Source organism: Burkholderia lata, assembly GCF_902499335.1.
GTDB lineage: Bacteria > Pseudomonadota > Gammaproteobacteria > Burkholderiales > Burkholderiaceae > Burkholderia > Burkholderia lata_B.
This window is the reverse complement of sequence record NZ_CABVQK010000013.1, coordinates 66,595-85,059: the sequence shown is the minus strand read 5'-3', so window position 1 is coordinate 85,059 and position 18,465 is coordinate 66,595. Positions and strand designations below refer to the sequence as shown.

General features: G+C 67.6%; 17 protein-coding genes. 8 read left to right on the top strand and 9 right to left on the bottom strand.

Going from position 1 to position 18,465, the window contains the following annotated elements; genetic code table 11:
• Window positions 1-11: 11 nt before the first annotated feature.
• On the bottom strand, window positions 12-1,076 hold the full coding sequence (locus tag BCO18175_RS28910; RefSeq protein ID WP_174986089.1) for a LacI family DNA-binding transcriptional regulator: 1,065 nt from the start codon (window positions 1,074-1,076) through the stop codon (window positions 12-14).
• A gap of 232 nt (window positions 1,077-1,308) precedes the next feature.
• On the opposite strand from BCO18175_RS28910, the gene BCO18175_RS28905 reads away from it, so the two are divergent.
• The 3 genes from BCO18175_RS28905 to BCO18175_RS28895 are packed head-to-tail and all read left to right on the top strand — an operon-like array spanning window position 1,309 to window position 3,931.
• Window positions 1,309-2,331: a fatty acid desaturase family protein gene (locus BCO18175_RS28905; RefSeq protein WP_438820516.1), complete on the top strand. Its 1,023-nt coding sequence runs from the start codon at window positions 1,309-1,311 to the stop codon at window positions 2,329-2,331.
• Window positions 2,332-2,367: 36 nt separating this feature from the next.
• Window positions 2,368-2,676: a non-heme iron oxygenase ferredoxin subunit gene (locus BCO18175_RS28900; RefSeq protein WP_011353115.1), complete on the top strand. Its 309-nt coding sequence runs from the start codon at window positions 2,368-2,370 to the stop codon at window positions 2,674-2,676.
• 4 nt (window positions 2,677-2,680) lie between these two features.
• Window positions 2,681-3,931: an NAD(P)/FAD-dependent oxidoreductase gene (locus tag BCO18175_RS28895; protein ID WP_174986085.1), complete on the top strand. Its 1,251-nt coding sequence runs from the start codon at window positions 2,681-2,683 to the stop codon at window positions 3,929-3,931.
• Between the two features lie 80 nt (window positions 3,932-4,011).
• On the opposite strand, the gene BCO18175_RS28890 is transcribed toward BCO18175_RS28895, so the two are convergent.
• The 3 genes from BCO18175_RS28890 to glpD form a co-directional block, all read right to left on the bottom strand.
• On the bottom strand, window positions 4,012-4,728 hold the full coding sequence (locus BCO18175_RS28890) for an MIP/aquaporin family protein (RefSeq protein ID WP_059233266.1): 717 nt from the start codon (window positions 4,726-4,728) through the stop codon (window positions 4,012-4,014).
• 81 nt (window positions 4,729-4,809) lie between these two features.
• Complete coding sequence (gene glpK / locus BCO18175_RS28885; RefSeq protein WP_174986083.1) at window positions 4,810-6,312, bottom strand: glycerol kinase GlpK; 1,503 nt, start codon at window positions 6,310-6,312, stop codon at window positions 4,810-4,812.
• A gap of 106 nt (window positions 6,313-6,418) precedes the next feature.
• On the bottom strand, window positions 6,419-7,942 hold the full coding sequence (gene glpD / locus BCO18175_RS28880) for a glycerol-3-phosphate dehydrogenase (protein WP_174986082.1): 1,524 nt from the start codon (window positions 7,940-7,942) through the stop codon (window positions 6,419-6,421).
• A 162-nt stretch (window positions 7,943-8,104) separates the two neighbouring features.
• On the opposite strand from glpD, the gene BCO18175_RS28875 reads away from it, so the two are divergent.
• Window positions 8,105-8,473 (top strand): hypothetical protein, encoded by a 369-nt coding sequence (locus BCO18175_RS28875; RefSeq protein WP_174986080.1) that lies wholly within the window; start codon window positions 8,105-8,107, stop codon window positions 8,471-8,473.
• Window positions 8,474-8,562: 89 nt separating this feature from the next.
• Here BCO18175_RS28875 and BCO18175_RS28870 read toward each other — a convergent pair whose 3' ends face one another.
• Both BCO18175_RS28870 and BCO18175_RS28865 read right to left on the bottom strand, forming a co-directional pair.
• Complete coding sequence (locus tag BCO18175_RS28870; RefSeq protein ID WP_011353109.1) at window positions 8,563-8,760, bottom strand: hypothetical protein; 198 nt, start codon at window positions 8,758-8,760, stop codon at window positions 8,563-8,565.
• 304 nt (window positions 8,761-9,064) lie between these two features.
• Window positions 9,065-9,844 carry a DeoR/GlpR family DNA-binding transcription regulator gene (locus BCO18175_RS28865; protein WP_048025981.1) on the bottom strand — a complete coding sequence of 260 codons (780 nt, stop codon included), beginning with the start codon at window positions 9,842-9,844 and terminating at the stop codon, window positions 9,065-9,067.
• A gap of 222 nt (window positions 9,845-10,066) precedes the next feature.
• Here BCO18175_RS28865 and BCO18175_RS28860 point away from each other — a divergent pair, with 222 nt between their 5' ends.
• From BCO18175_RS28860 to BCO18175_RS28850, 3 genes are all read left to right on the top strand, one after another.
• On the top strand, window positions 10,067-11,707 hold the full coding sequence (locus BCO18175_RS28860; RefSeq protein ID WP_174986078.1) for a gamma-glutamyltransferase family protein: 1,641 nt from the start codon (window positions 10,067-10,069) through the stop codon (window positions 11,705-11,707).
• Window positions 11,708-12,034: 327 nt separating this feature from the next.
• Window positions 12,035-12,862, top strand: coding sequence for a ferritin-like domain-containing protein (locus tag BCO18175_RS28855; protein ID WP_174915361.1), 828 nt, complete (start codon window positions 12,035-12,037; stop codon window positions 12,860-12,862).
• A gap of 70 nt (window positions 12,863-12,932) precedes the next feature.
• Window positions 12,933-13,439, top strand: coding sequence for a hypothetical protein (locus BCO18175_RS28850; RefSeq protein WP_174986076.1), 507 nt, complete (start codon window positions 12,933-12,935; stop codon window positions 13,437-13,439).
• On the opposite strand, the gene BCO18175_RS28845 is transcribed toward BCO18175_RS28850, so the two are convergent.
• From BCO18175_RS28845 to BCO18175_RS28835, 3 genes are all read right to left on the bottom strand, one after another.
• Complete coding sequence (locus tag BCO18175_RS28845) at window positions 13,433-14,878, bottom strand: DEAD/DEAH box helicase (RefSeq protein WP_174915359.1); 1,446 nt, start codon at window positions 14,876-14,878, stop codon at window positions 13,433-13,435. The genes BCO18175_RS28850 and BCO18175_RS28845 overlap by 7 nt on opposite strands.
• Before the next feature lie 133 nt (window positions 14,879-15,011).
• The gene (locus BCO18175_RS28840; protein WP_174986074.1) at window positions 15,012-16,310 is read right to left on the bottom strand and encodes a c-type cytochrome; all 1,299 of its coding nucleotides are present in this window, start codon (window positions 16,308-16,310) and stop codon (window positions 15,012-15,014) included.
• 19 nt (window positions 16,311-16,329) lie between these two features.
• A complete protein-coding gene (locus BCO18175_RS28835; protein WP_041492946.1) occupies window positions 16,330-17,094 on the bottom strand; it encodes a c-type cytochrome in 765 nt (254 codons plus the stop codon).
• 376 nt (window positions 17,095-17,470) lie between these two features.
• On the opposite strand from BCO18175_RS28835, the gene BCO18175_RS28830 reads away from it, so the two are divergent.
• Window positions 17,471-18,403: a CopD family protein gene (locus BCO18175_RS28830; RefSeq protein WP_174986072.1), complete on the top strand. Its 933-nt coding sequence runs from the start codon at window positions 17,471-17,473 to the stop codon at window positions 18,401-18,403.
• The last annotated feature ends 62 nt before the right edge of the window (window positions 18,404-18,465 follow it).

Below are 18,465 nucleotides of genomic sequence, written 5' to 3'. Positions count from 1 at the left end.
GACGGCGGGATTCAGGCCGGCAGGTAAGCGCTCGTCCGTACGTTTGCCGGACAGAACACGCGAAATTCGACCGGGTCGGCCGGCGGCGGCTGGTCGACGATCCCGCACGCATGCAGCACGTGCTGCAGCGCGGAAATCACCTGGCCGTCCGGATCCTGGTCGATCGCGAGGTCCATCGCGCCGGCTTCGATGAAGGTGCGGTGCAGGTCGATCATCTCGTGGCCGATCCATACGACCTTGCCGGCCGCGCCGGCCTTGCGCAGCGCCGCTTCGATGCCGGCCGAACCGGCGCCGCTGTTGTAGATCGCGACCACGTCGTCGTGCGCCTGCAGCGCCTTCGTCACGGCGCGGTAGCAGCGGTCGTCCTGGTCGAGCGTCTCGACCGGCTCGTCGTCGCAGCGGACGGCGGCGAACGCCTCGGCGAGCTGGTCGCGGCAGCCGGCCATCCGGTCCGCGTGCGCGCGGTAGCCCATGCGCCCGCCGAGCAGCAGCACGCGGCCGGGGCGTGCCGCGAGGCGGCCGATGTAGTAGCCGGCCGTGCGCCCGGCCCGGTAGTTGTCGATGCCCGCGAAGTGCACGCGGTCGATCCCGCCGATGTCGGTGACCATCGTGACGACGGTTTCGCCGCGCGCGATCGCGCCGGCCAGCGCGTCGCGCACGCGGGCCGTGTCGCGCGCCGTGACGATCAGCGCCGCGCGCCGGTAGGCGGGCCGTTCGATCAGTGCGGCGGCCCGCTCGTCGTCGGCAGCGGGCAGGATCGTCCGATGCACGACCACGCGCCGGTCGAGCATCTGCAGCGAGCGCTGCAGCGCCAGCTGCAGCCGCCGGAAGAACGCCGCGTCGGTATCCGGCAGCAGCACGTCGACGTGGATCAGCCCGTGCCGCGTGTCGGGCAGCTGGCGCGGCACGCCGAGCTGCCGCGCGGCCGCCACCACGCGCTCGCGTGCCTGCGCCGAGACGCTGCCGCGCTCGTTCAGCACGCGGTCGACGGTGGTCGTGCTGACCCCGGCGAGCGCCGCGATCTCGTCGAAGCGCGCGGTGCGCTTGCGCCAGCGCGGCCCGGATTCGCCTGCCATGGTTGTCTCCATCGTGGTGTCGCCATCGAGACGTGGCGATGCGAGGAACGCTAAAGCGATGGCGAAATTTCGTCAACGTTTCGATTGAGCGGGGGCGGCCGCGGGCCTAATTTTGATTCCATGCCGAAGCGCTTGCCGCGCTTCCTACGGACAAGGAATCAAGGAGACGCACGTGGTTCATATCGACGACCAGGCGCACGACCGCACGGTGGCGCGCCGTCAGACATACCGGATGATCGGCGGCGCCGGCGAGCGTGCGCAGGCGGCCGGGCTCGTCAACGCCGAGTGGTACCGGTGCCCGGTGCCGCGGCCGCTGATGAAGCAGCTGATGCAGCGCGGCGACGCGCGCGCGATCCGCGACACGTTGATCTGGTACGCGGCGATCGCGATCAGCGGCGTGCTCGCGTGGCTGGCATGGCGCGCGCATTCGGCGTGGGCGATCCCCGCGTTCTTCGTGTACGGCACGCTCTACTGCAGCCCGGCGGACTCGCGCTGGCACGAATGCGGGCACGGCACCGCATTCCGCACGCGCTGGATGAACGACGTGCTGTACCAGGTGGCGTCGTTCCAGGTGTTCCGCCGCGCGACGGCATGGCGCTGGAGCCATGCGCGCCATCACACCGATACGCTGGTCGTCGGGCGCGATCCGGAAATCGCCGCGCCGAAGCCGACCGACTGGCTCTCGCTTGCGCTGAACGTCGTCGCGCTGAAGCATGTGGCAGGCGAACTGCGCAAGATGATCGCGATCGCGTTCACCGGCCGGCTCGACGACGAGGAGCGCACTTACGTGCCCGAATCGGAAGTGCCGAAGGTGGTGCGCGAGTCGCGCATTCATCTCGCGATCTATGCGCTCGTGACGGGTGCGTCGTTCTACTGGCACACGATCCTGCCGCTGCTCTACATCGGGCTGCCGAGTCTCTACGGTGCGTGGCTGTACCTGTATTTCGGTCTCACGCAGCACGCGGGCATGCCCGAGAACGTGCTCGATCACCGGCGCAACTGCCGGACCGTGATGATGAATCCCGTGTTCCGCTTCCTGTACTGGAACATGAACTTCCACGTCGAGCACCACATGTTCCCGATGGTGCCGTTCCACGCGCTGCCGAAGCTGCACGAGGCCGTGAAGGCCGACATGCCGCCACCGTACCGCAGCACGCTGGCCGCGTATGCGGAGATCGTGCCGGCGCTGGTCCGGCAGACGCGCGACCCTTCCCATTACGTCGTGCGGCCCGTGCCGGATGCCGCGCGTGCATGACCGACATCGAACCTTCCAACCGAGGAGACACGCAACATGACGCAATGGATCGACACCGGCGCGCTCGACGACATCGACGACGAAGACGTCGCGCGCTTCGACCATGCCGGGCACACGTACGCGATCTACCGCATCGACGGCGAAGTCTATGCGAGCGACGGCCTGTGCACGCACGAGCACGTGCACCTCGCGGACGGGCTCGTGATCGACCACGTGATCGAATGCCCGAAGCACAACGGGCGCTTCGACGTCCGCGACGGCCGGCCGTTGTCCGCACCCGCCTGCGAGAAGCTGCGCACGTACCGCGCGAAGATCGAAGACGGCCGCATCCTGATCGAGGTGTGACGCGATGACGAACGACCGGGTGATGGCGATCGTCGGCGCGGGCCACGCGGGTGGCCGCGCGGCGCAGGTGCTGCGCGAGTCCGGCTGGGGCGGGCGGATCGTGCTGATCGGCGCGGAGGCGCACCTGCCGTACGAGCGGCCGCCGTTGTCGAAGGGCGTGCTGACCGGCGAGCGCAGCACGGCGCAGTGCCGGTTGCGCGATCCGGACGCGTGGGCGGCCGATCGCATCGAGCCGGTTGTCGCGACGGTCGAGCGTATCGATCCGTGCGCACGCGAAGTGCGCGTGTCGGGCGCTCGCGTGTTCGGCTACGACGCGCTGCTGCTCGCGACCGGCGGCCGCGCGCGGCGCCTCGCGATTCCGGGCGCGACGCTCGACGGCGTGTTTGCGTTGCGCACGCTCGACGACGCGGCGGCGCTCGGCATGCGGCTCGTGCCCGATGCGCGGATCGTACTGATCGGCGGCGGCTTCATCGGTCTCGAAGTCGCGGCATCGGCGCGACTGCGCGGGTGCCGCGTGACGGTGCTCGATGCAGCACCGCGCCTGCTCGGGCGCGCGGTGCCGGAGACGATCGCGGCGCGTGTGCACGCACTTCACGAACGGCAGGGCGTGGCCATTCGCGTGAACCGGAAGCCGGTTGCGATCGAGCGGACGGCGGGCGGCGCGCTGGCCGTCGTGCTCGACGACGGCGGCATGCTGATCGCCGACACGGTCGTCGCCGGCATCGGCATCGACCCGGCCGACGAGCTGGCGCGCGACGCGGGCCTCGCCGTCGAGCGCGGCATCGTCGTGAACGCGCGGCTCGAGACTTCGGCGCACGGCATCTACGCGGCCGGCGACGTCGCGGTGTTTCCGAGTGTGCTGTCAGGGCGGCCGGTCCGGCAGGAGACGTGGCACGGCGCCGAGACGCAGGCGCGCGTCGCCGCGCGCAACATGCTCGGCGCCGACGAGCCGTATCGCGAGACGCCGTGGTTCTGGTCGGATCAATACGACGCGCAGTTGCAGGTGGCCGGAGAGCCGGCGCTTGGCGAGCGGTCGGTCGCGCGCGTGCTCGACGATGACGCGGAAATCCATTTCCATTTCGACGCCGGTGCGCGGCTCGTCGCCGCGAGCGGTTTCGGCCGCGCGTCGGGGTTCGTCAAGGAAATGCGCGTGGCGAGAATGCTGGTCGAGCGGGGGATCGACGTGAGCCCGGCGGCCGTTGCGGATAGGGGGGTGAAGCTGAAGTCGCTGGTATCGGCCGCGGGCGACCGGTAGCGGGAACGATGCGGCGAACCGCGAGAGAAGGGGCGTGAAGCGCGCGGCGATGAATGCCGCGCGCTTCGGTCAAACGACGATCAGATCGTCGTGTGCAGGTGCAGGTACAGGCCGGCCGCCGCGGCGCCGCCCAGCAGCGGGCCGACGACGGGCACCCATGCATAGCGCCAGTCGCTGTCGCGCTTGCCGGGGATCGGCAGCAGCGCGTGCATGATGCGCGGCGACAGGTCGCGTGCGGGGCTCATCGCATAGCCGGTCGGGCCGCCGAGCGAGATGCCGATGCCAAGCACGAGCAGGCCGACGGGCAGTGCGTCGAGCGCGCCGAGGCCGACCTGCGGCGATGCAAGGTACAGCACGCCGAGGATCAGCACGAACGTGCAGATCGCTTCGGTCAGCACGTTGTGCGTGACACTGCGGATCGCGGGCGCCGTGCAGAACACCGCGAGCTTCAGGTCCGCATCGGCTTCCTTCGCGAAGTGCTGGCGATACGCGAGCCACACGAGCAAGGCGCCCGCCATCCCGCCGAGCATCTGCGCGAGGATGTAGCCGCCGACTTTCGACCACGCGAACTTGCCCGCGAGCGCGAGACTGATGGTGACGATCGGGTTCAGGTGCGCGCCGCTGAACGACGCGGTCACGTAGACCGCGACGAACACGGCCATCGCCCAGCCCATCACGATCACGATCAGGTCCGCGCCTTTGCCCTTGGTCTTTGCAAGCAGCACGTTTGCGACCGCGCCGTTGCCGAGCAGCACGAGGATCGCTGTGCCGATGAACTCTGCAATATAAGGTGACATGATTGTCTCTCGTATGTCATCGCGGACTCGCGCGTTGCGCGGTCCGCCGGTGTTGTTGTATTTCGTCTGGATTTCTTGGGATTACTGGGCGTCGTCGGCCCATGCCTTCGCGGCACGCACCGCACGCTGCCAGCCCGACATGCAGCGTTCGACCTGCTCCTTCGGCATCGACGGCGAGAAGCGGCGATCGAGCTGCCACTGGTCGCGCACGTCGTCGAGGCTCTTCCAGTAGCCGATCGCGAGGCCCGCGAGGTAGGCCGCGCCGAGCGCGGTCGTCTCGGTGATCTGCGGACGTACCGCGTCGACGCCGAGCAGGTCCGCCTGGAACTGCATCAGCAGGTCGTTCGCGCTCGCGCCGCCGTCCACGCGCAGCTCGCCGATGCTGATGCCCGAATCGGCTTCCATCGCGGCCAGCACGTCGAGCGACTGGTACGCGATCGAATCGAGCGCCGCGCGTGCGAGGTGCGCGGAGGTCGTGCCGCGCGTGACGCCGAACACCGAGCCGCGCGCCCGCGCGTTCCAGTGCGGTGCGCCGAGGCCGGCGAACGCGGGTACCAGGTAGACGCCGTCGGTATGCGGCACGCTTGCGGCGAGCGCTTCGATTTCAGCGGCCGACTTGATGATGCCGACGCCGTCGCGCAGCCACTGCACCACCGCGCCCGCGATGAAGATGCTGCCTTCCAGCGCGTACTGCACGTTGTCGCCGATCTGCCAGGCGATCGTCGTGACGAGGTTGTTCTTCGATTCGATCGGCTTGTCGCCGGTGTTCATCATCAGGAAGCAGCCGGTGCCGTAGGTGTTCTTCACCATGCCGGACTGCGTGCACATCTGGCCGAACAGCGCCGCCTGCTGGTCGCCCGCGATGCCCGCGAGCGGGATCTTCGACGCGAACACGGTGGTCTTCGTGTGGCCGTAGATTTCCGACGATGCCTTCACTTCCGGCAGCATGCTGCGCGGGATGTCGAGCAGCTCGAGCAGTTCGTTGTCCCACTCACGCGTGTGGATGTTGAACAGCATCGTGCGCGACGCGTTCGTCACGTCGGTCACGTGCAGTTCGTGCTTCGTGAAGTTCCACACGAGCCAGCTGTCGACGGTGCCGAACGCGAGCTTGCCCTGCTTGGCCTTCTCGCGTGCGCCCGGCACATTGTCGAGGATCCAGCGGATCTTGGTTCCGGAGAAGTACGAATCGATCGGCAGGCCGGTCTTCGCGCGCACCTTCGCCTCGAGGCCCTGTGCTTTCAGCGAATCGCAGAAGTCGGCCGTGCGGCGATCCTGCCAGACGATCGCGTTGTAGACGGGCTGGCCGGTCTCGCGATCCCAGACGATCGTGGTTTCACGCTGGTTGGTGATGCCGATCGCGGCGATCGACGTGCCGTTCAGGCCCGTGCGCGTGACGGCTTCCGCGGCGACGCCGGCTTGCGTCGACCAGATTTCCTGCGGGTCGTGCTCGACCCAGCCGGGTTGCGGGTAGATCTGCTCGAATTCTTTCTGGGCGATCGATACGATATTGCCCTGGCGATCGAACAGCATCGCGCGGGAACTCGTGGTGCCCTGGTCAAGCGCGAGGATGTACTGATCCTGCATGTCTCTCATCTCCATCCGTGGATTTGGCTTAGTTGTGATGCGCGCCGCATGTGGGGCGGCGCGTCGGTGAGTCAACGTCGGTACGGCAACTGCAACTGCATTCGGATCAGGCGTGCGGCGCGTGCGCGGCGGCAAACCACCCATCGACCGCGGCGGTCACCGCGTCGAGCGTGCCCGGCGTCACGTGCAGGCCGAGCTTCGAGCGGCGCCACAGCACGTCCTGCGCGCAGGTCGCCCATTCGGCGTCGCGCAGGTAGCGCAGTTCGGCGTCGTGGATGCCCGGTGCGATTTCGGTGCCGAGATCGGCGAGCGACTTCGCGCCGTCGATCACGCGCTCCGCGCGCGTGCCGTATGCGCGTGCATAGCGGCGGGCGAGCGCGGCGGGCAGCCACGCATGGCGTTTGGCGAACGTGTCGGCGAATGCGTCGAACTTCGCGTTCGCGATGTCGCCGCCCGGCAGCGCGACGCCGGCCGTCCAGGTCTTCGCGTCGCTGCCGAGCGCGTGGCACAGCATGTCGCCGGCTTCTTCCGCGAGCTTGCGGAACGTCGTGATCTTGCCGCCGAACACCGACAGCAGCGGGGCGCCCGCGCCGTCGTCCAGCTCGAGGCGGTAGTCGCGCGTGACGGCCGATGCGTTCGCGGCGTTCTCGTCTTCCAGCAGCGGGCGCACGCCCGAGTAGGTCCAGTGCACGTCGGCCGGCGAGATCTTGCGCTTGAAGTAGCGGTTGATCGAGTCGCACAGGTACTGCGTCTCGTCGCGATCGATCGCGACCTTCGCGGGATCGTTCGTGTATTCGACGTCGGTCGTGCCGATCAGCGTGAAATCGTGTTCGTACGGAATCGCGAAGATGATCCGCTTGTCCGGGTTCTGGAAGATGTACGCGTGGTCGTGATCGAACAGGCGGCGCGTGATGATGTGGCTGCCCTTCACGAGCCGTACGCTGTGGTGCGCGCCGCGGCCGAGCGCGCCTTTCAGCACTTCGCCGACCCACGGGCCGGCCGCGTTCGCGATCGCGCGCGCATGCACGACGCGGATCGAGCCGTCGGCGTGCTGCAGCCGCGCTTCCCATTCGTCGCCGCGGCGCTCGGCGGATACCAGCTTCGTGCGCGTCAGGATCTCGGCGCCGCGCTCCTTCGCGTCCATCGCGTTCAGCACGACGAGGCGCGCGTCGTCGACCCAGCCGTCCGAATAGACGAAGCCGCGCTTGATCGAATCGATCAGCGGCGCGCCGGCCGCATGGCGGCGCATGTCGATGCCGCGCGAGCCGGGCAGCAGTTCGCGTTTCGCGAGGTGATCGTAAAGGAACAGGCCGATGCGGATCAGCCAGGCCGGACGCAGGTTCGGCATGTGCGGCATCACGAAGCGCAGCGGCCACATGATGTGCGGCGCCGCGCGCAGCAGCGTCTCGCGCTCCTGCAGCGCCTTGCGCACGAGCCCGAACTCGTTGTACTCGAGGTAGCGCAGGCCGCCGTGAATCAGCTTCGTGCTGGACGACGACGTGTGCGACGCGAGGTCGTCCTGCTCGCAGAGCATGACCGACAGGCCGCGGCCGGCCGCATCGCGCGCGATGCCCGCGCCGTTGATGCCGCCGCCGACGACGAGCAGATCGTAGCGATTCGGTTGGGTCACCTGCTGTCCTTATCGTCTGTTGAAATTGGGTGAACACGAAATGTTCGAATTCGAAATTTAACGAACGAAATCGAAAAAGTAAAGTTCGATAAAGCGGGGCCAGTAGCGCGCGGCGCGATCCCGGACGATACTGGCGGAATCGACCGTTTCGCGAGGTGAATCATGCGTATTGGGATGTGGGCCGGCGTGTGCGCCGTCCTTCTGGCGGGGTGCAGTGCCGGCATGCCGCCGCTCGTCGGCAACTGGCGCACGCCGTCGTTCGTCGACCTGCAGACGTCATGCGGCGGCACGGCGCGGGATTGGGGCGCGGACGCGCAGCCGGTCTACTCGACGCTGTACGACGCGTACGTGGCGAAACGATACCGCGGGCTGACCGAAGCGAACTATTGTGCGTTCGTAAACGAACTTTCGACGCACTATGTGGCGCCTGATGCGACGGCGCGTGCCGGCTGGATCGCGTATTTCAACGGGGCGCGTGCACAGGCCATCAGCTGGCGGGCGGCGGTCGATCCGACGCTGCGCGGCGGCTGAAGCAGGCCGCGGCGGGCCGGAGAGAGAAGCGGAAACGGCCGCGCGGCCCGGAATCCGGGCGGCGCGGTCAGGTCAGGAACGGTGTGGTTTTACGAATAGCGGTATTTGATGGATCGCAGCGCGGCGTCGCCGGTTTCGGTCACGCAGTATTTGCGCCCCGATCCGAGCCCTTCCAGGCGAACGAGCTGCTGTTCGAGCAGTGCATCGATTTCGTCCCGATCCATATGGGTTTGATCGGGAGCGTCCTTCACAAGCAATAGCGTGGCGAATTCATGCGGACTCAGCATCGTTCTCTCCATGGCGACCAGTCAGCCCGCGCGGCCGGCGTAAAAGCCGACGCGCGATACCCATCGGGGTATGGCTTGGGGGGAAAAGCTGCATGCGCCGGCCATGCCATTCGTCCGCGCCCTGGCACAGGCGGAACGGTCGAAACGGGCCGGGGAACTGGAGTCTAGTCGAGCACGCAGGCAACGACAAATCGTGCCCCGTTAATTTTCCCTTTGACAGCCGAACCGCGCGCAAGCGGTTTGCTTGCGACGCCAACTTCTTGATTTCACTTGAAGTTTCGGGTGCGGTGCAGCATCGGCGCCGTCACTCCGCGACGTACACCTGGGTGCCGGCGGCCGCCACGGCATCGGCCATCTCGGGCGGCAGCGGCTTGTCGGTGAAGAGCGCGTGCACCTGGCTCAGATGGCCCTGGCGCACCAGCGCGGGGCGGCCGACCTTCGAGTGGTCGGCGACGAGATAGACCGTGCGCGCATGCTGCATGATCGCCTCGGCCACGCGCACTTCGCGCGTGTCGAAGTCGCGCAGCGTGCCGTCGGCCTCGATCGCCGACGTGCCGATGATCGCGTAGTCGACCTTGAACTGGCGGATGAAGTCGATCGCGAGTTCGCCGACGATCCCCTTGTCCCATGGCCGCACGATGCCGCCCGTGATCAGCACCTCGCAGTCGGGATAGCCGCTCATCATCGACGCGACGTTCAGGTTGTTCGTGATCACGTGCAGCCCGTGGTGGCGGTTCAGCGCGCGGGCGACTTCCTCGGTGGTCGTGCCGAGGTTGATGAACAGCGATGCCTGGTCGGGAATGTGCGATGCCGCGAGCGCCGCGATGCGCCGCTTCTCGTCGTGGAACATCCGCTGGCGAGCGGTGTACGACACGTTCTCCGAGCTGGTCGGCAGGCTGGCGCCGCCGTGGTAGCGGCGCAGCAGGTTCAGGTCGGCGAGCCAGTTCACGTCGCGGCGGATCGTCTGCGGCGTCACCGCGAAGTGCGCGGCGAGATCGTCGACGGTCACGAAGCCGTCGCGCTGCACCCATTCGAGCAGTTCCTGCTGACGCGCGTTGAGGGTGAGGCGGGGATCTCGGGTCATGGCTCGATGGTCGTGTCGTGAGACGGAGCGGGTATTGTAAGGGCGGCAACGGCGTTAGGCCGGCCTGGCCCGCAGGGTCGCCTGCCATTCATGCGGAAATTGCATTGATTCATGTGACAAATGAATTTGTGCGATTGCGCTGATCGCGCTGCAATGGCGGATTGCCCGCGCACGTGCGTGCGCGTCCGGCGCGTTCATTCAGCTTTCGACGAGGTGGAACCGATGACTGGCTTCAACTGGCACAACCCGTATCCGACGACCCGCATTCCGGTGTTCGCGCGCAACGTCGTGTCGACGTCGCACCCGCTCGCCGCGCAGGCTGGGCTGCGGATGCTGTGGAAGGGCGGCAATGCGGTCGACGCGGCGCTGGCCGCGGCAGCCGCGATCACGGTCGTCGAGCCCGTGTCGTGCGGGCTCGGCGGCGACGCGTTCGCGCTCGTGTGGGACGGCGAGCGGTTGTCCGGGCTGAACGCGTCGGGCGTCGCGCCGGCCGCGTGGAACGTCGATTATTTCCGCAAGCGCCACGGCGAGGCGGGCAACGGCCTCGCGAACAAGCCGACGCGCGGCTGGGATACCGTCACCGTGCCGGGCGTGATCGCGGGCTGGGAAGCGCTGCATGCGAAGTTCGGTTCGCTGCCGTTCGCGGACCTGCTCGAACCGGCGATCGAGATCGCGGAGCGCGGCTATGCGGTACCGCCGATCGTCGCGCACAAGTGGGCGGCCGCCGTGCCGGAACTCAAGGGGCTGCCGGGTTTCGCGGAAACCTTCATGCCGCACGGCCGCGCACCGCAGGTGGGCGAGCGCGTGTGCCTGCCCGGTCATGCGCAGACGCTGCGCACGCTCGCGAAGGAGGGCGCCCGCGCGTTCTACGAGGGCGCGCTCGCCGAGCGCATCGCCGCGTTCTCCCGCGAAGGCGGTGGCGCGCTGACCGCAGCCGACCTGCACGCTTACCGGCCGGAATGGGTCGAGCCGATCGGCAAGCGCTTCGGCCGTCACACGATTCACGAGATTCCGCCGAACGGGCAGGGTATCGCCGCGCTGATCGCGCTCGGGATCGCCGAGCACGCGGGCGTGACCGAATGGCCAGTCGATTCGGCCGACTCGCAGCATTTGCAGATCGAGGCGATGAAGCTCGCGTTCGCCGATGTCTATCGCTACGTCGCCGATCCGCGCGCGATGGAAGTCACGCCTGAACAGATGCTCGACGATGCGTATCTCGCCGAACGCGCGAAGCTGATCGATCCCGCGCGCGCGACGCACTTCGGCGCCGGCCGGCCGCATTCGGGCGGCACGATCTACCTGTCGGCAGCCGACGAGCGCGGGATGATGGTGAGCTTCATCCAGTCGAACTACATGGGCTTCGGTTCGGGGCTCGTCGTGCCCGGCACCGGCATCGCGTTGCAGAACCGCGGGCACGGCTTCTCGATGGACCCGGCTTCGCCGAACGTCGTCGCGGGCGGCAAGCGGCCGTTCCACACGATCATCCCGGCGTTCGTCACCGAGGAGGTCGACGGCCGCACCGAGGCCGTGATGAGCTTCGGCGTGATGGGCGGCGACATGCAGCCGCAGGGCCATCTGCAGACCGTCGTGCGGATGCTCGGCCATGGCCAGCAACCGCAGGCCGCCTGCGATGCGCCGCGCTGGAAGGTCAATCGCGACTTCACGCTCGACGTCGAAGCAACGATGAATCGCGCGACCGTCGATGCGCTGGCCGCACGCGGCCATACGATCAAGTCGATCGACGATCCTTACATGGATTTCGGTTCGGGGCAGTTCATCTGGCGTCTCGACCGCGACGATCGCGAACGCGGCTACGTGGCCGCGAGCGACAGCCGGCGCGACGGTCTGGCGGCCGGTTTCTGACGGATTGCTACCGGCTTTCGCCGGTTTTTCCTGCGCTTCACGGGCGGCCGAATGGCCGCCCGTTTCGTTTGCATCGGCCCGCAACATCGAACGGGCGCAAGCGGTTTGAAGGACTCGTCTAACGAACGGCAACAGACGCCGTGGAACTGCGCTTGTCGGTTATGGTCAGTGCTCTGGAGCACGAACATCAAAGTCCGGCTAAGATGCCAGCATGGTTCGGCCGGACCAATCCACTATAAACGCAAGTAAAACGCCGCCAGCGGGACGGTTGGCGCCAGTGCCGAAGGCATGGGCCGGCCCCCGCGCGACGACTGGGAGCGCACCACCATGGACACCAAAACGACGCATGTGATGCCGTGGCGAATCGAGGACATCGACCTGAACCGGATCGATCGTCAGCGTGCCGCCGCGAACGAGGATCTGTTGCTACTGCTGTGCGCGTCGTCGTTCATCGAAAGCGGCTCGGATCTCTACACGAGCAATCTGAGCCAGTTCTTCAACGACGATCCGGAAGTCTCCGCATGGCTCAACAATGCATGGGAGCACGAAGAATTGCAGCACGGGCGCGCGCTGAAGGCGTACATCGCGCACGTGTGGCCGGAGTTCGACTGGGATACCGCGTTCGCGAATTTCTTCGCCGAGTATTCGCAGACCTGCAAGGTCGAGGCGTTCGAGAAGACCCGCGCACTCGAGATGGTCGCGCGCTGCGTCGTCGAGACAGGCACGGCCACGCTCTATCGCGCGATCAACGAGTGCTCGGACGAGCCCGTGCTGAAGGAAATCACAGACAACATCCGCACGGACGAAGTGCGTCACTACAAGCACTTCTTCAAGTTCTTCAAGAAGTACAACCAGCTCGAAGGCAATGGCCGGCTCGCGGTGCTCGGCGCGCTGGCGCGCCGCGTGATGGAAATCAAGAACGAGGATTCCGAGATCGCGCTGCGCCACGTGTTCGCGGTCCGCTACCCGGATCGTGTCGGCGACAGCCAGTACAACCGCGAACGAGTCGCGCGCATCAGCAAGCTCGTGCGGCGCAACCTGTCGGCCGACATGTGCGTGAAGATGCTGCTCAAGCCGCTCGACCTGCCCGCGAAGATCCAGCCGGGCGTCCACTATCCGCTCACCAAGATCACGCGGCACGTGTTCCTGCGCTGATCGCCGCGGCGCGGCCCGGCGCGCGTATGCTGCGGGTTCTTCATCCGCTTTCCACCGGGGCCACGCCATCATGACCGATACCCATCGCCACGCGCTCGAACAATGGACGTTCGATGCGTGGCCGCCGGCCGTCGTTTCGTTGTTCGACGGCACCGCGCTCGAGCGTCATGCCGACTTCGCCGCATCGCTGATCGTCGCGACCGACGACGGCCAGTTGCGCACGACGCTGCTCGGCGTCGGCGAGATCTATGCGCACGATGCGCGCACGCTGCTGCTGGCGCTCTGGCCGCAATCGCGTGCGGCGCGCGCGATCGGGCGACGGCGTACGGCCGCGTTGACGCTCGTCGCGGACGGCGCGTTCTTTCAGGCGCAATTGACGATGGCGCCGCTCGAAGGAGACTTCGGCGGACTGGCCGGATTCGCTGCGACGATCGCGCATGGCGATGCGCAGCGGGTCGGCTATGCGCGACTCGCGACAGGTGTCACGTTCACGCTGGAAGGGGACCGCGCCGCGGTGCTCGCGCGCTGGCAACGCCAGGTCGAGCACCTGCGGCGCGCGGCCGCACGGCTTCAGTGACCGCGCTGGCCGCTACGCGACGAACGGTTGCGGTTCGGGTGCGCGGCGTTGCCGTTTGCCGGGCGTGCGCTGTTGCCGCCACCTGACGGACGTCCACCCGTACCGCCGGCGCCGCCTTGCCCTTGCGTGCGCGGCTTCGCGGCCTTCTGCTGAGACGCCTTCGGTTGTGCGTTGCCGTCGCGTTTCGCGGCCGGCTGGCCCGAGCCGCCTGCGCGCGGCTGGCGATTGCCGCCACCGCCACCGCCGCGCGGCTGCTGCTGGCCGCGGCGCTGCTGGATAGGCTCCGGCTTCGCGTTCGGATCGGGTTCGAAGCCCGCGATCACTTCCTGTGGAATCTCGCGCTTGATCAGCCGCTCGATGTCGCGCAGCAGCTGCTTTTCGTCCACGCACACGAGCGACACGGCTTCGCCGGTCGCGCCCGCGCGGCCCGTGCGGCCGATCCGGTGCACGTAGTCTTCCGGCACGTTCGGCAGGTCGAAGTTGACGACGTGCGGCAACTGGTCGATGTCGATCCCGCGCGCGGCGATATCGGTCGCGACGAGCACCTGCAGCGTGCTGTTCTTGAACTCCGCCAGCGCGCGCGTGCGGGCCGACTGGCTCTTGTTGCCGTGGATCGCCATCGCGCTGATGCCGTCCTTCGTCAACTGCTCGGCAAGCCGGTTCGCGCCGTGCTTCGTGCGCGTGAACACGAGCACCTGGAACCAGTTGTGTTCGCGGATCAGGTGCGTGAGCAGTTCGCGCTTGCGGTCGCGGTCGACCGGGTGGATCTTCTGCGCGACGCTTTCGGCGGTCGTGTTGCGGCGTGCGACTTCGATCAGCGCCGGCGAGTCGAGCAGGCTGTCGGCAAGCGCCTTGATCTCATCGGAGAAGGTGGCCGAGAACAGCAGGTTCTGACGCTGCGGCGGCAGCTTCGCGAGCACGCGCTTGATGTCGTGGATGAAGCCCATGTCGAGCATCCGGTCGGCTTCGTCGAGCACGAGGATGTCGAGGTCCGACAGGTCGATCGTCTTCTGCTGCATGTGGTCGAGCAGGCGGCCCGGCGTCGCGACGACGATGTCGACGCCGCGCTTGAGCGCATCGATCTGCGGATTGATGCTGACGCCGCCGAACATCACGGTCGAGCGCAGCTTCAGGTACTTGCTGTACGCACGCACGCTTTCCTCGACCTGGGCGGCGAGTTCGCGCGTCGGCGTGAGGATCAGCGCGCGCACCGCGCGCTTCGCGCCACGATGCTCCGCGTAGAACGTATGCAGGCGTTGCAGGATCGGCAGCGTGAAGCCGGCGGTCTTGCCGGTGCCCGTCTGCGCGCCGGCGAGCAGGTCGCCGCCGCCGAGGACGGCGGGGATCGCCTGCTGCTGGATCGGAGTCGGCGACGTGTAGCCGAGCTCGTTGACCGCCTTGACCAGCGGTTCGGCCAGGCCGAGAGATTCGAAAGACATAGATACCACTCTTCAGTTTTATGATCGGCGACGTCTCGCGCGGCCCGCGCGGGAGTGACATCGCAAAATGCAAAATGCAAAAGGGCGCGGCCGCGGTTTCCCGCAGCCGCGCCCCGTTTGTGTTCGCCGCTTCTTAGTCGAGCGGCGCGGAACGCAGGTCGCTCACCTGTTGCGGCGAGATCGGCGTACCGTTGTTACCCCACGACATCCGGATATACGTGACAACCGCCGCCACTTCCTGGTTCGACAGCGACTGTGCGAACGGCGGCATCCCGTACGGACGCGGATTCTTGAACGTGCTCGGCGGATAGCCGCCATTCAGCACCATGCGGATCGGGTTGACTGCCGATTCCATCATGATCGAGTGGTTGCCCGCGAGCGGCGGATACGCCGGCGGCTTGCCTGCGCCGGTTTCGGCGTGGCAGGTCGCGCAGTTGTCCGCGTAGATCTTCTTGCCCTGATCGAACAGCGCGTTGCCGAACTGCTTCGACGGCTCGTACTGCATGTTCTTCGGCGCTTCAGCCTTCTGCGGGATCGACTTCAGGTACGTCGACATCGCGCGCGTATCTTCGTCGCTCATGTACTGCAGGCTGTTGTGCACGACGTCGGCCATCGGGCCGAACACTGCGCCCTTGTTCGACACGCCGGCCTGCAGCAGGTCGGACAGCTCCTGCACGTGCCAGTCGCCGAGGCCGAGTTCCTTGTCGTTCGTCAGCGACGGAGCGTACCAGTTCTGCAGCGGGATCAGGCCGCCGGCGAACGCCGACCCCGTCACCGGGCCGCCCATCATGTTGATCGACGTGTGGCACATCGAGCAGTGGCCGAGGCCTTCGACGAGGTACGCGCCGCGGTTCCATTCGACCGACTTGGTCGGATCCGGCTTGTACTCGCCTTCCTTGAAGAACAGCGTGCGCCAGCCGATCAGCAGGTTGCGGTTGTTGAACGGGAACTTCAGTTCATGCGGACGGCTCGGCACCGACACCGGCGCGACCGAGCGCAGGTATGCGTAGATCGCGTCCGAATCCGAGCGCGTGACCTTCGTGTAGCTCGCGAACGGGAAGCCCGGGTAGAGCAGGCTGCCGTCCTTCGAACGGCCGGTGTGCATCGCGCGGTAGAAGTCGTCCGACGTCCACTTGCCGATGCCGTCCTTGTCGTCCGGCGTGATGTTCGGCGTGTACATCGTGCCGAACGGCGTCGCCATCGGCAGGCCGCCCGCGAACGACTTGCCGCCGCGCACGGTGTGGCACGCGATACAGTCGCCGACGCGCGCGAGGTATTCGCCCTTCTTGATCAGCGCGGCCTGGTCGGCCGGCGTGGCCGCGACGGCAGCGGCGCCGTGCAGCGTGTCGTTGCCCGGCCACAGGACCGGCACGAGGGCGGCAGCCGCGACGATCGCGACGGCCGAGAGTGCAAACAGGGACTTGCGTTTCATTGTGTCTGTCTCCCTTGCCTTATTGCGGTTCGCTGCCGCAGGCGAGCGGAGTCTTCATCGAACGCGCCGGAGCCGGCACGGGGTTGGCGGGCGCCGGTTGCGCGGCGAGCCACGCGGTCACGGCCGTCACGTCTTCGTCGGAAAGCTTCGAAGCGACGTCATGCATGCAATCGGGCGCCTTCGCGTGACGGTTGCCCGAACGCCATGCACCGATCTGCGCGCTCAGGTAATCGGCGTGCAGGCCGACCAGGCCCGGGATCGCCGGCTGCATGCCGGTCAGCGTCGCGCCGTGGCAGGCCACGCAGGCCGGCAGCTTGCGGGACGGGTCGCCTTGCGTGACGAGTTGCTTGCCGCGCGCGAGCGTCGCGGCCGGCAGCGTCGGCTTCGCCGGCGCCGGGTACGGCGGGCGTTCAGCCGAGAAGTGCTCGGCCATCTCGCGCAGGTAGTCGTCGTTCAGGTACGTCAGCAGGTAGTTCATCGGCGGGTACTTGCGCCGGCCGTCACGGAAGTTGACGAGCTGGTTGTACAGGTACTCGGCGGGCTTGCCGGCAAGACGCGGGAAGTAGTCGTTGTCCGTGCCCTGGCCATGGACGCCATGGCAGGCCGTACAGCCGCGCACGCGCTCGGCCATGGTATCGGGTGCCTTGAGCGGCGCCTGCTGGGCGTGCGCTTGCTCCGTGGGCTTGGTCTGCGCTTGGGCAGCGCTCATAAGGCCCGCGCTGCCGAACATCAGAACGGCGAGCAGCGGACGGAAGAGGCGTCTTGAAGACACACGAGACTCCATGTTTATTCGACGGGGACCTGTCCGGGCTACGATCGGCTCGGCGCATGACGGCAAGGCAGCCGGGCTGCTGCGACGCGGCATTCTATCATCGATGGGTAATGACGGCTATTTGGCAAAAGGACAGCGGTTCCTGTCCGTTTGCGACTTGCGACAATTTGACGCGCATTGCGACGCACCGGTGTGAACCGGCGTGCGTTTTCACCATCGAAGACCGTACACTCGCGGGTCGCGCGGCGCCGCCTCCGCCGCAGGTCCAGTCATTTCTCCCGTTTCCGGATTCATCGATGACGTTTTCTACCGTGCCGTTGCCCTCCTCACGCTGTCCGTCCTGTTGCCGCCGCCCCGTCGGCCTGCCGCTTTCGGGAGGGTGTGCGCGATGAAGTTCGACAGCTTGTGGATCGGTCAGGTCGCGCTCGCGGCGCTGATGGACGCCGCGTTCGCGATGGCGGTCGGCTCGGCGCTGCTCAAGGCATGGCTCGGCAAGGACGGTGCGCGTCCGGTCATTGCGCCGTCGCATCCCGCGTGGCTGCGCGCGCAACATTCGCTGGTCGCGGCGGCGCTGGCGCTGGTGCTCGCGGATCTCGGCTGGCTCGTCTACGAGGCCGCGACGATGAGCGGGGCGGGGCTCGGCGGCGCGTTCGCCGCGATTCCCGTCATGCTGACGCAGACGCATACGGGCTTCGCGTGGAGCGTCGCGTTCGCCGGTGCGGTGGTGCTCGCGATCGTCGCGCTGGCCAAGCCGGACGGCCCGGTCGCGCATGCGGTGCTGTGGCTCGCGGTGATCGTGGTCGCGGCCGGCAAGGCGTCGCTCGGCCATGCGGCCGATACGGGCGCGCTGTCCGCGGCGGTCGGCGTGCAGACGCTGCACCTGCTCGCAACCGCCGTGTGGGGCGGCCTCGTGCTCGCGGGCGGGCTCGCGGTGCTGCCGGCGCTCGGCTCGTCGGTCGCGCGCGGCGCGCTGATCCGCATCGGCCAGCACCTGTCGCGTACGTCGATCATCGCGGTCGTCTTCGTGCTCGGCACCGGCGCGCTCAACGCGATCCGCGGGCTCGGCGGTTCGCTCGCGCCGCTCGACGGCAGCACGTGGGGGCGCGTGTTGCTGCTGAAGCTGCTGCTCGTCGCGCTCGCGCTCGTGCTCGGCGGCCTGAACCGCTTCGCGGCGCTGCCGCGCCTGCGCCGCACCGCGTCGACCGAGGATGCGCACACGTTCCGCAACATCCTGCATCTCGAAGCGCTGACGATGATCGGCGTGTTCGTCGCGGCCGCCGTGCTGTCGTTCAGCGTGCCGGGGTTCGCGGCGATCGGCTGACGGCAGGTTACGCCTGGCGCGGCGCAAGGCCGCCGTCGCGCGCCCGGCGCGTGCCGGGCGTC

Coding starts and splice junctions, on each gene's coding strand:
- BCO18175_RS28830 (WP_174986072.1), top strand. CDS start 17,471: ATGAAGTTCGACAGCTTGTGGATCGGTCAGGTCGCGCTCGCGGCGCTG.
- BCO18175_RS28900 (WP_011353115.1), top strand. CDS start 2,368: ATGACGCAATGGATCGACACCGGCGCGCTCGACGACATCGACGACGAA.
- BCO18175_RS28875 (WP_174986080.1), top strand. CDS start 8,105: ATGCGTATTGGGATGTGGGCCGGCGTGTGCGCCGTCCTTCTGGCGGGG.
- BCO18175_RS28845 (WP_174915359.1), bottom strand. CDS start 14,878: ATGTCTTTCGAATCTCTCGGCCTGGCCGAACCGCTGGTCAAGGCGGTC.
- BCO18175_RS28895 (WP_174986085.1), top strand. CDS start 2,681: ATGACGAACGACCGGGTGATGGCGATCGTCGGCGCGGGCCACGCGGGT.
- BCO18175_RS28910 (WP_174986089.1), bottom strand. CDS start 1,076: ATGGCAGGCGAATCCGGGCCGCGCTGGCGCAAGCGCACCGCGCGCTTC.
- BCO18175_RS28865 (WP_048025981.1), bottom strand. CDS start 9,844: ATGACCCGAGATCCCCGCCTCACCCTCAACGCGCGTCAGCAGGAACTG.
- BCO18175_RS28860 (WP_174986078.1), top strand. CDS start 10,067: ATGACTGGCTTCAACTGGCACAACCCGTATCCGACGACCCGCATTCCG.
- BCO18175_RS28840 (WP_174986074.1), bottom strand. CDS start 16,310: ATGAAACGCAAGTCCCTGTTTGCACTCTCGGCCGTCGCGATCGTCGCG.
- BCO18175_RS28890 (WP_059233266.1), bottom strand. CDS start 4,728: ATGTCACCTTATATTGCAGAGTTCATCGGCACAGCGATCCTCGTGCTG.
- BCO18175_RS28850 (WP_174986076.1), top strand. CDS start 12,933: ATGACCGATACCCATCGCCACGCGCTCGAACAATGGACGTTCGATGCG.
- BCO18175_RS28870 (WP_011353109.1), bottom strand. CDS start 8,760: ATGCTGAGTCCGCATGAATTCGCCACGCTATTGCTTGTGAAGGACGCT.
- BCO18175_RS28855 (WP_174915361.1), top strand. CDS start 12,035: ATGGACACCAAAACGACGCATGTGATGCCGTGGCGAATCGAGGACATC.
- glpK (WP_174986083.1), bottom strand. CDS start 6,312: ATGCAGGATCAGTACATCCTCGCGCTTGACCAGGGCACCACGAGTTCC.
- BCO18175_RS28835 (WP_041492946.1), bottom strand. CDS start 17,094: ATGGAGTCTCGTGTGTCTTCAAGACGCCTCTTCCGTCCGCTGCTCGCC.
- BCO18175_RS28905 (WP_438820516.1), top strand. CDS start 1,309: ATGATCGGCGGCGCCGGCGAGCGTGCGCAGGCGGCCGGGCTCGTCAAC.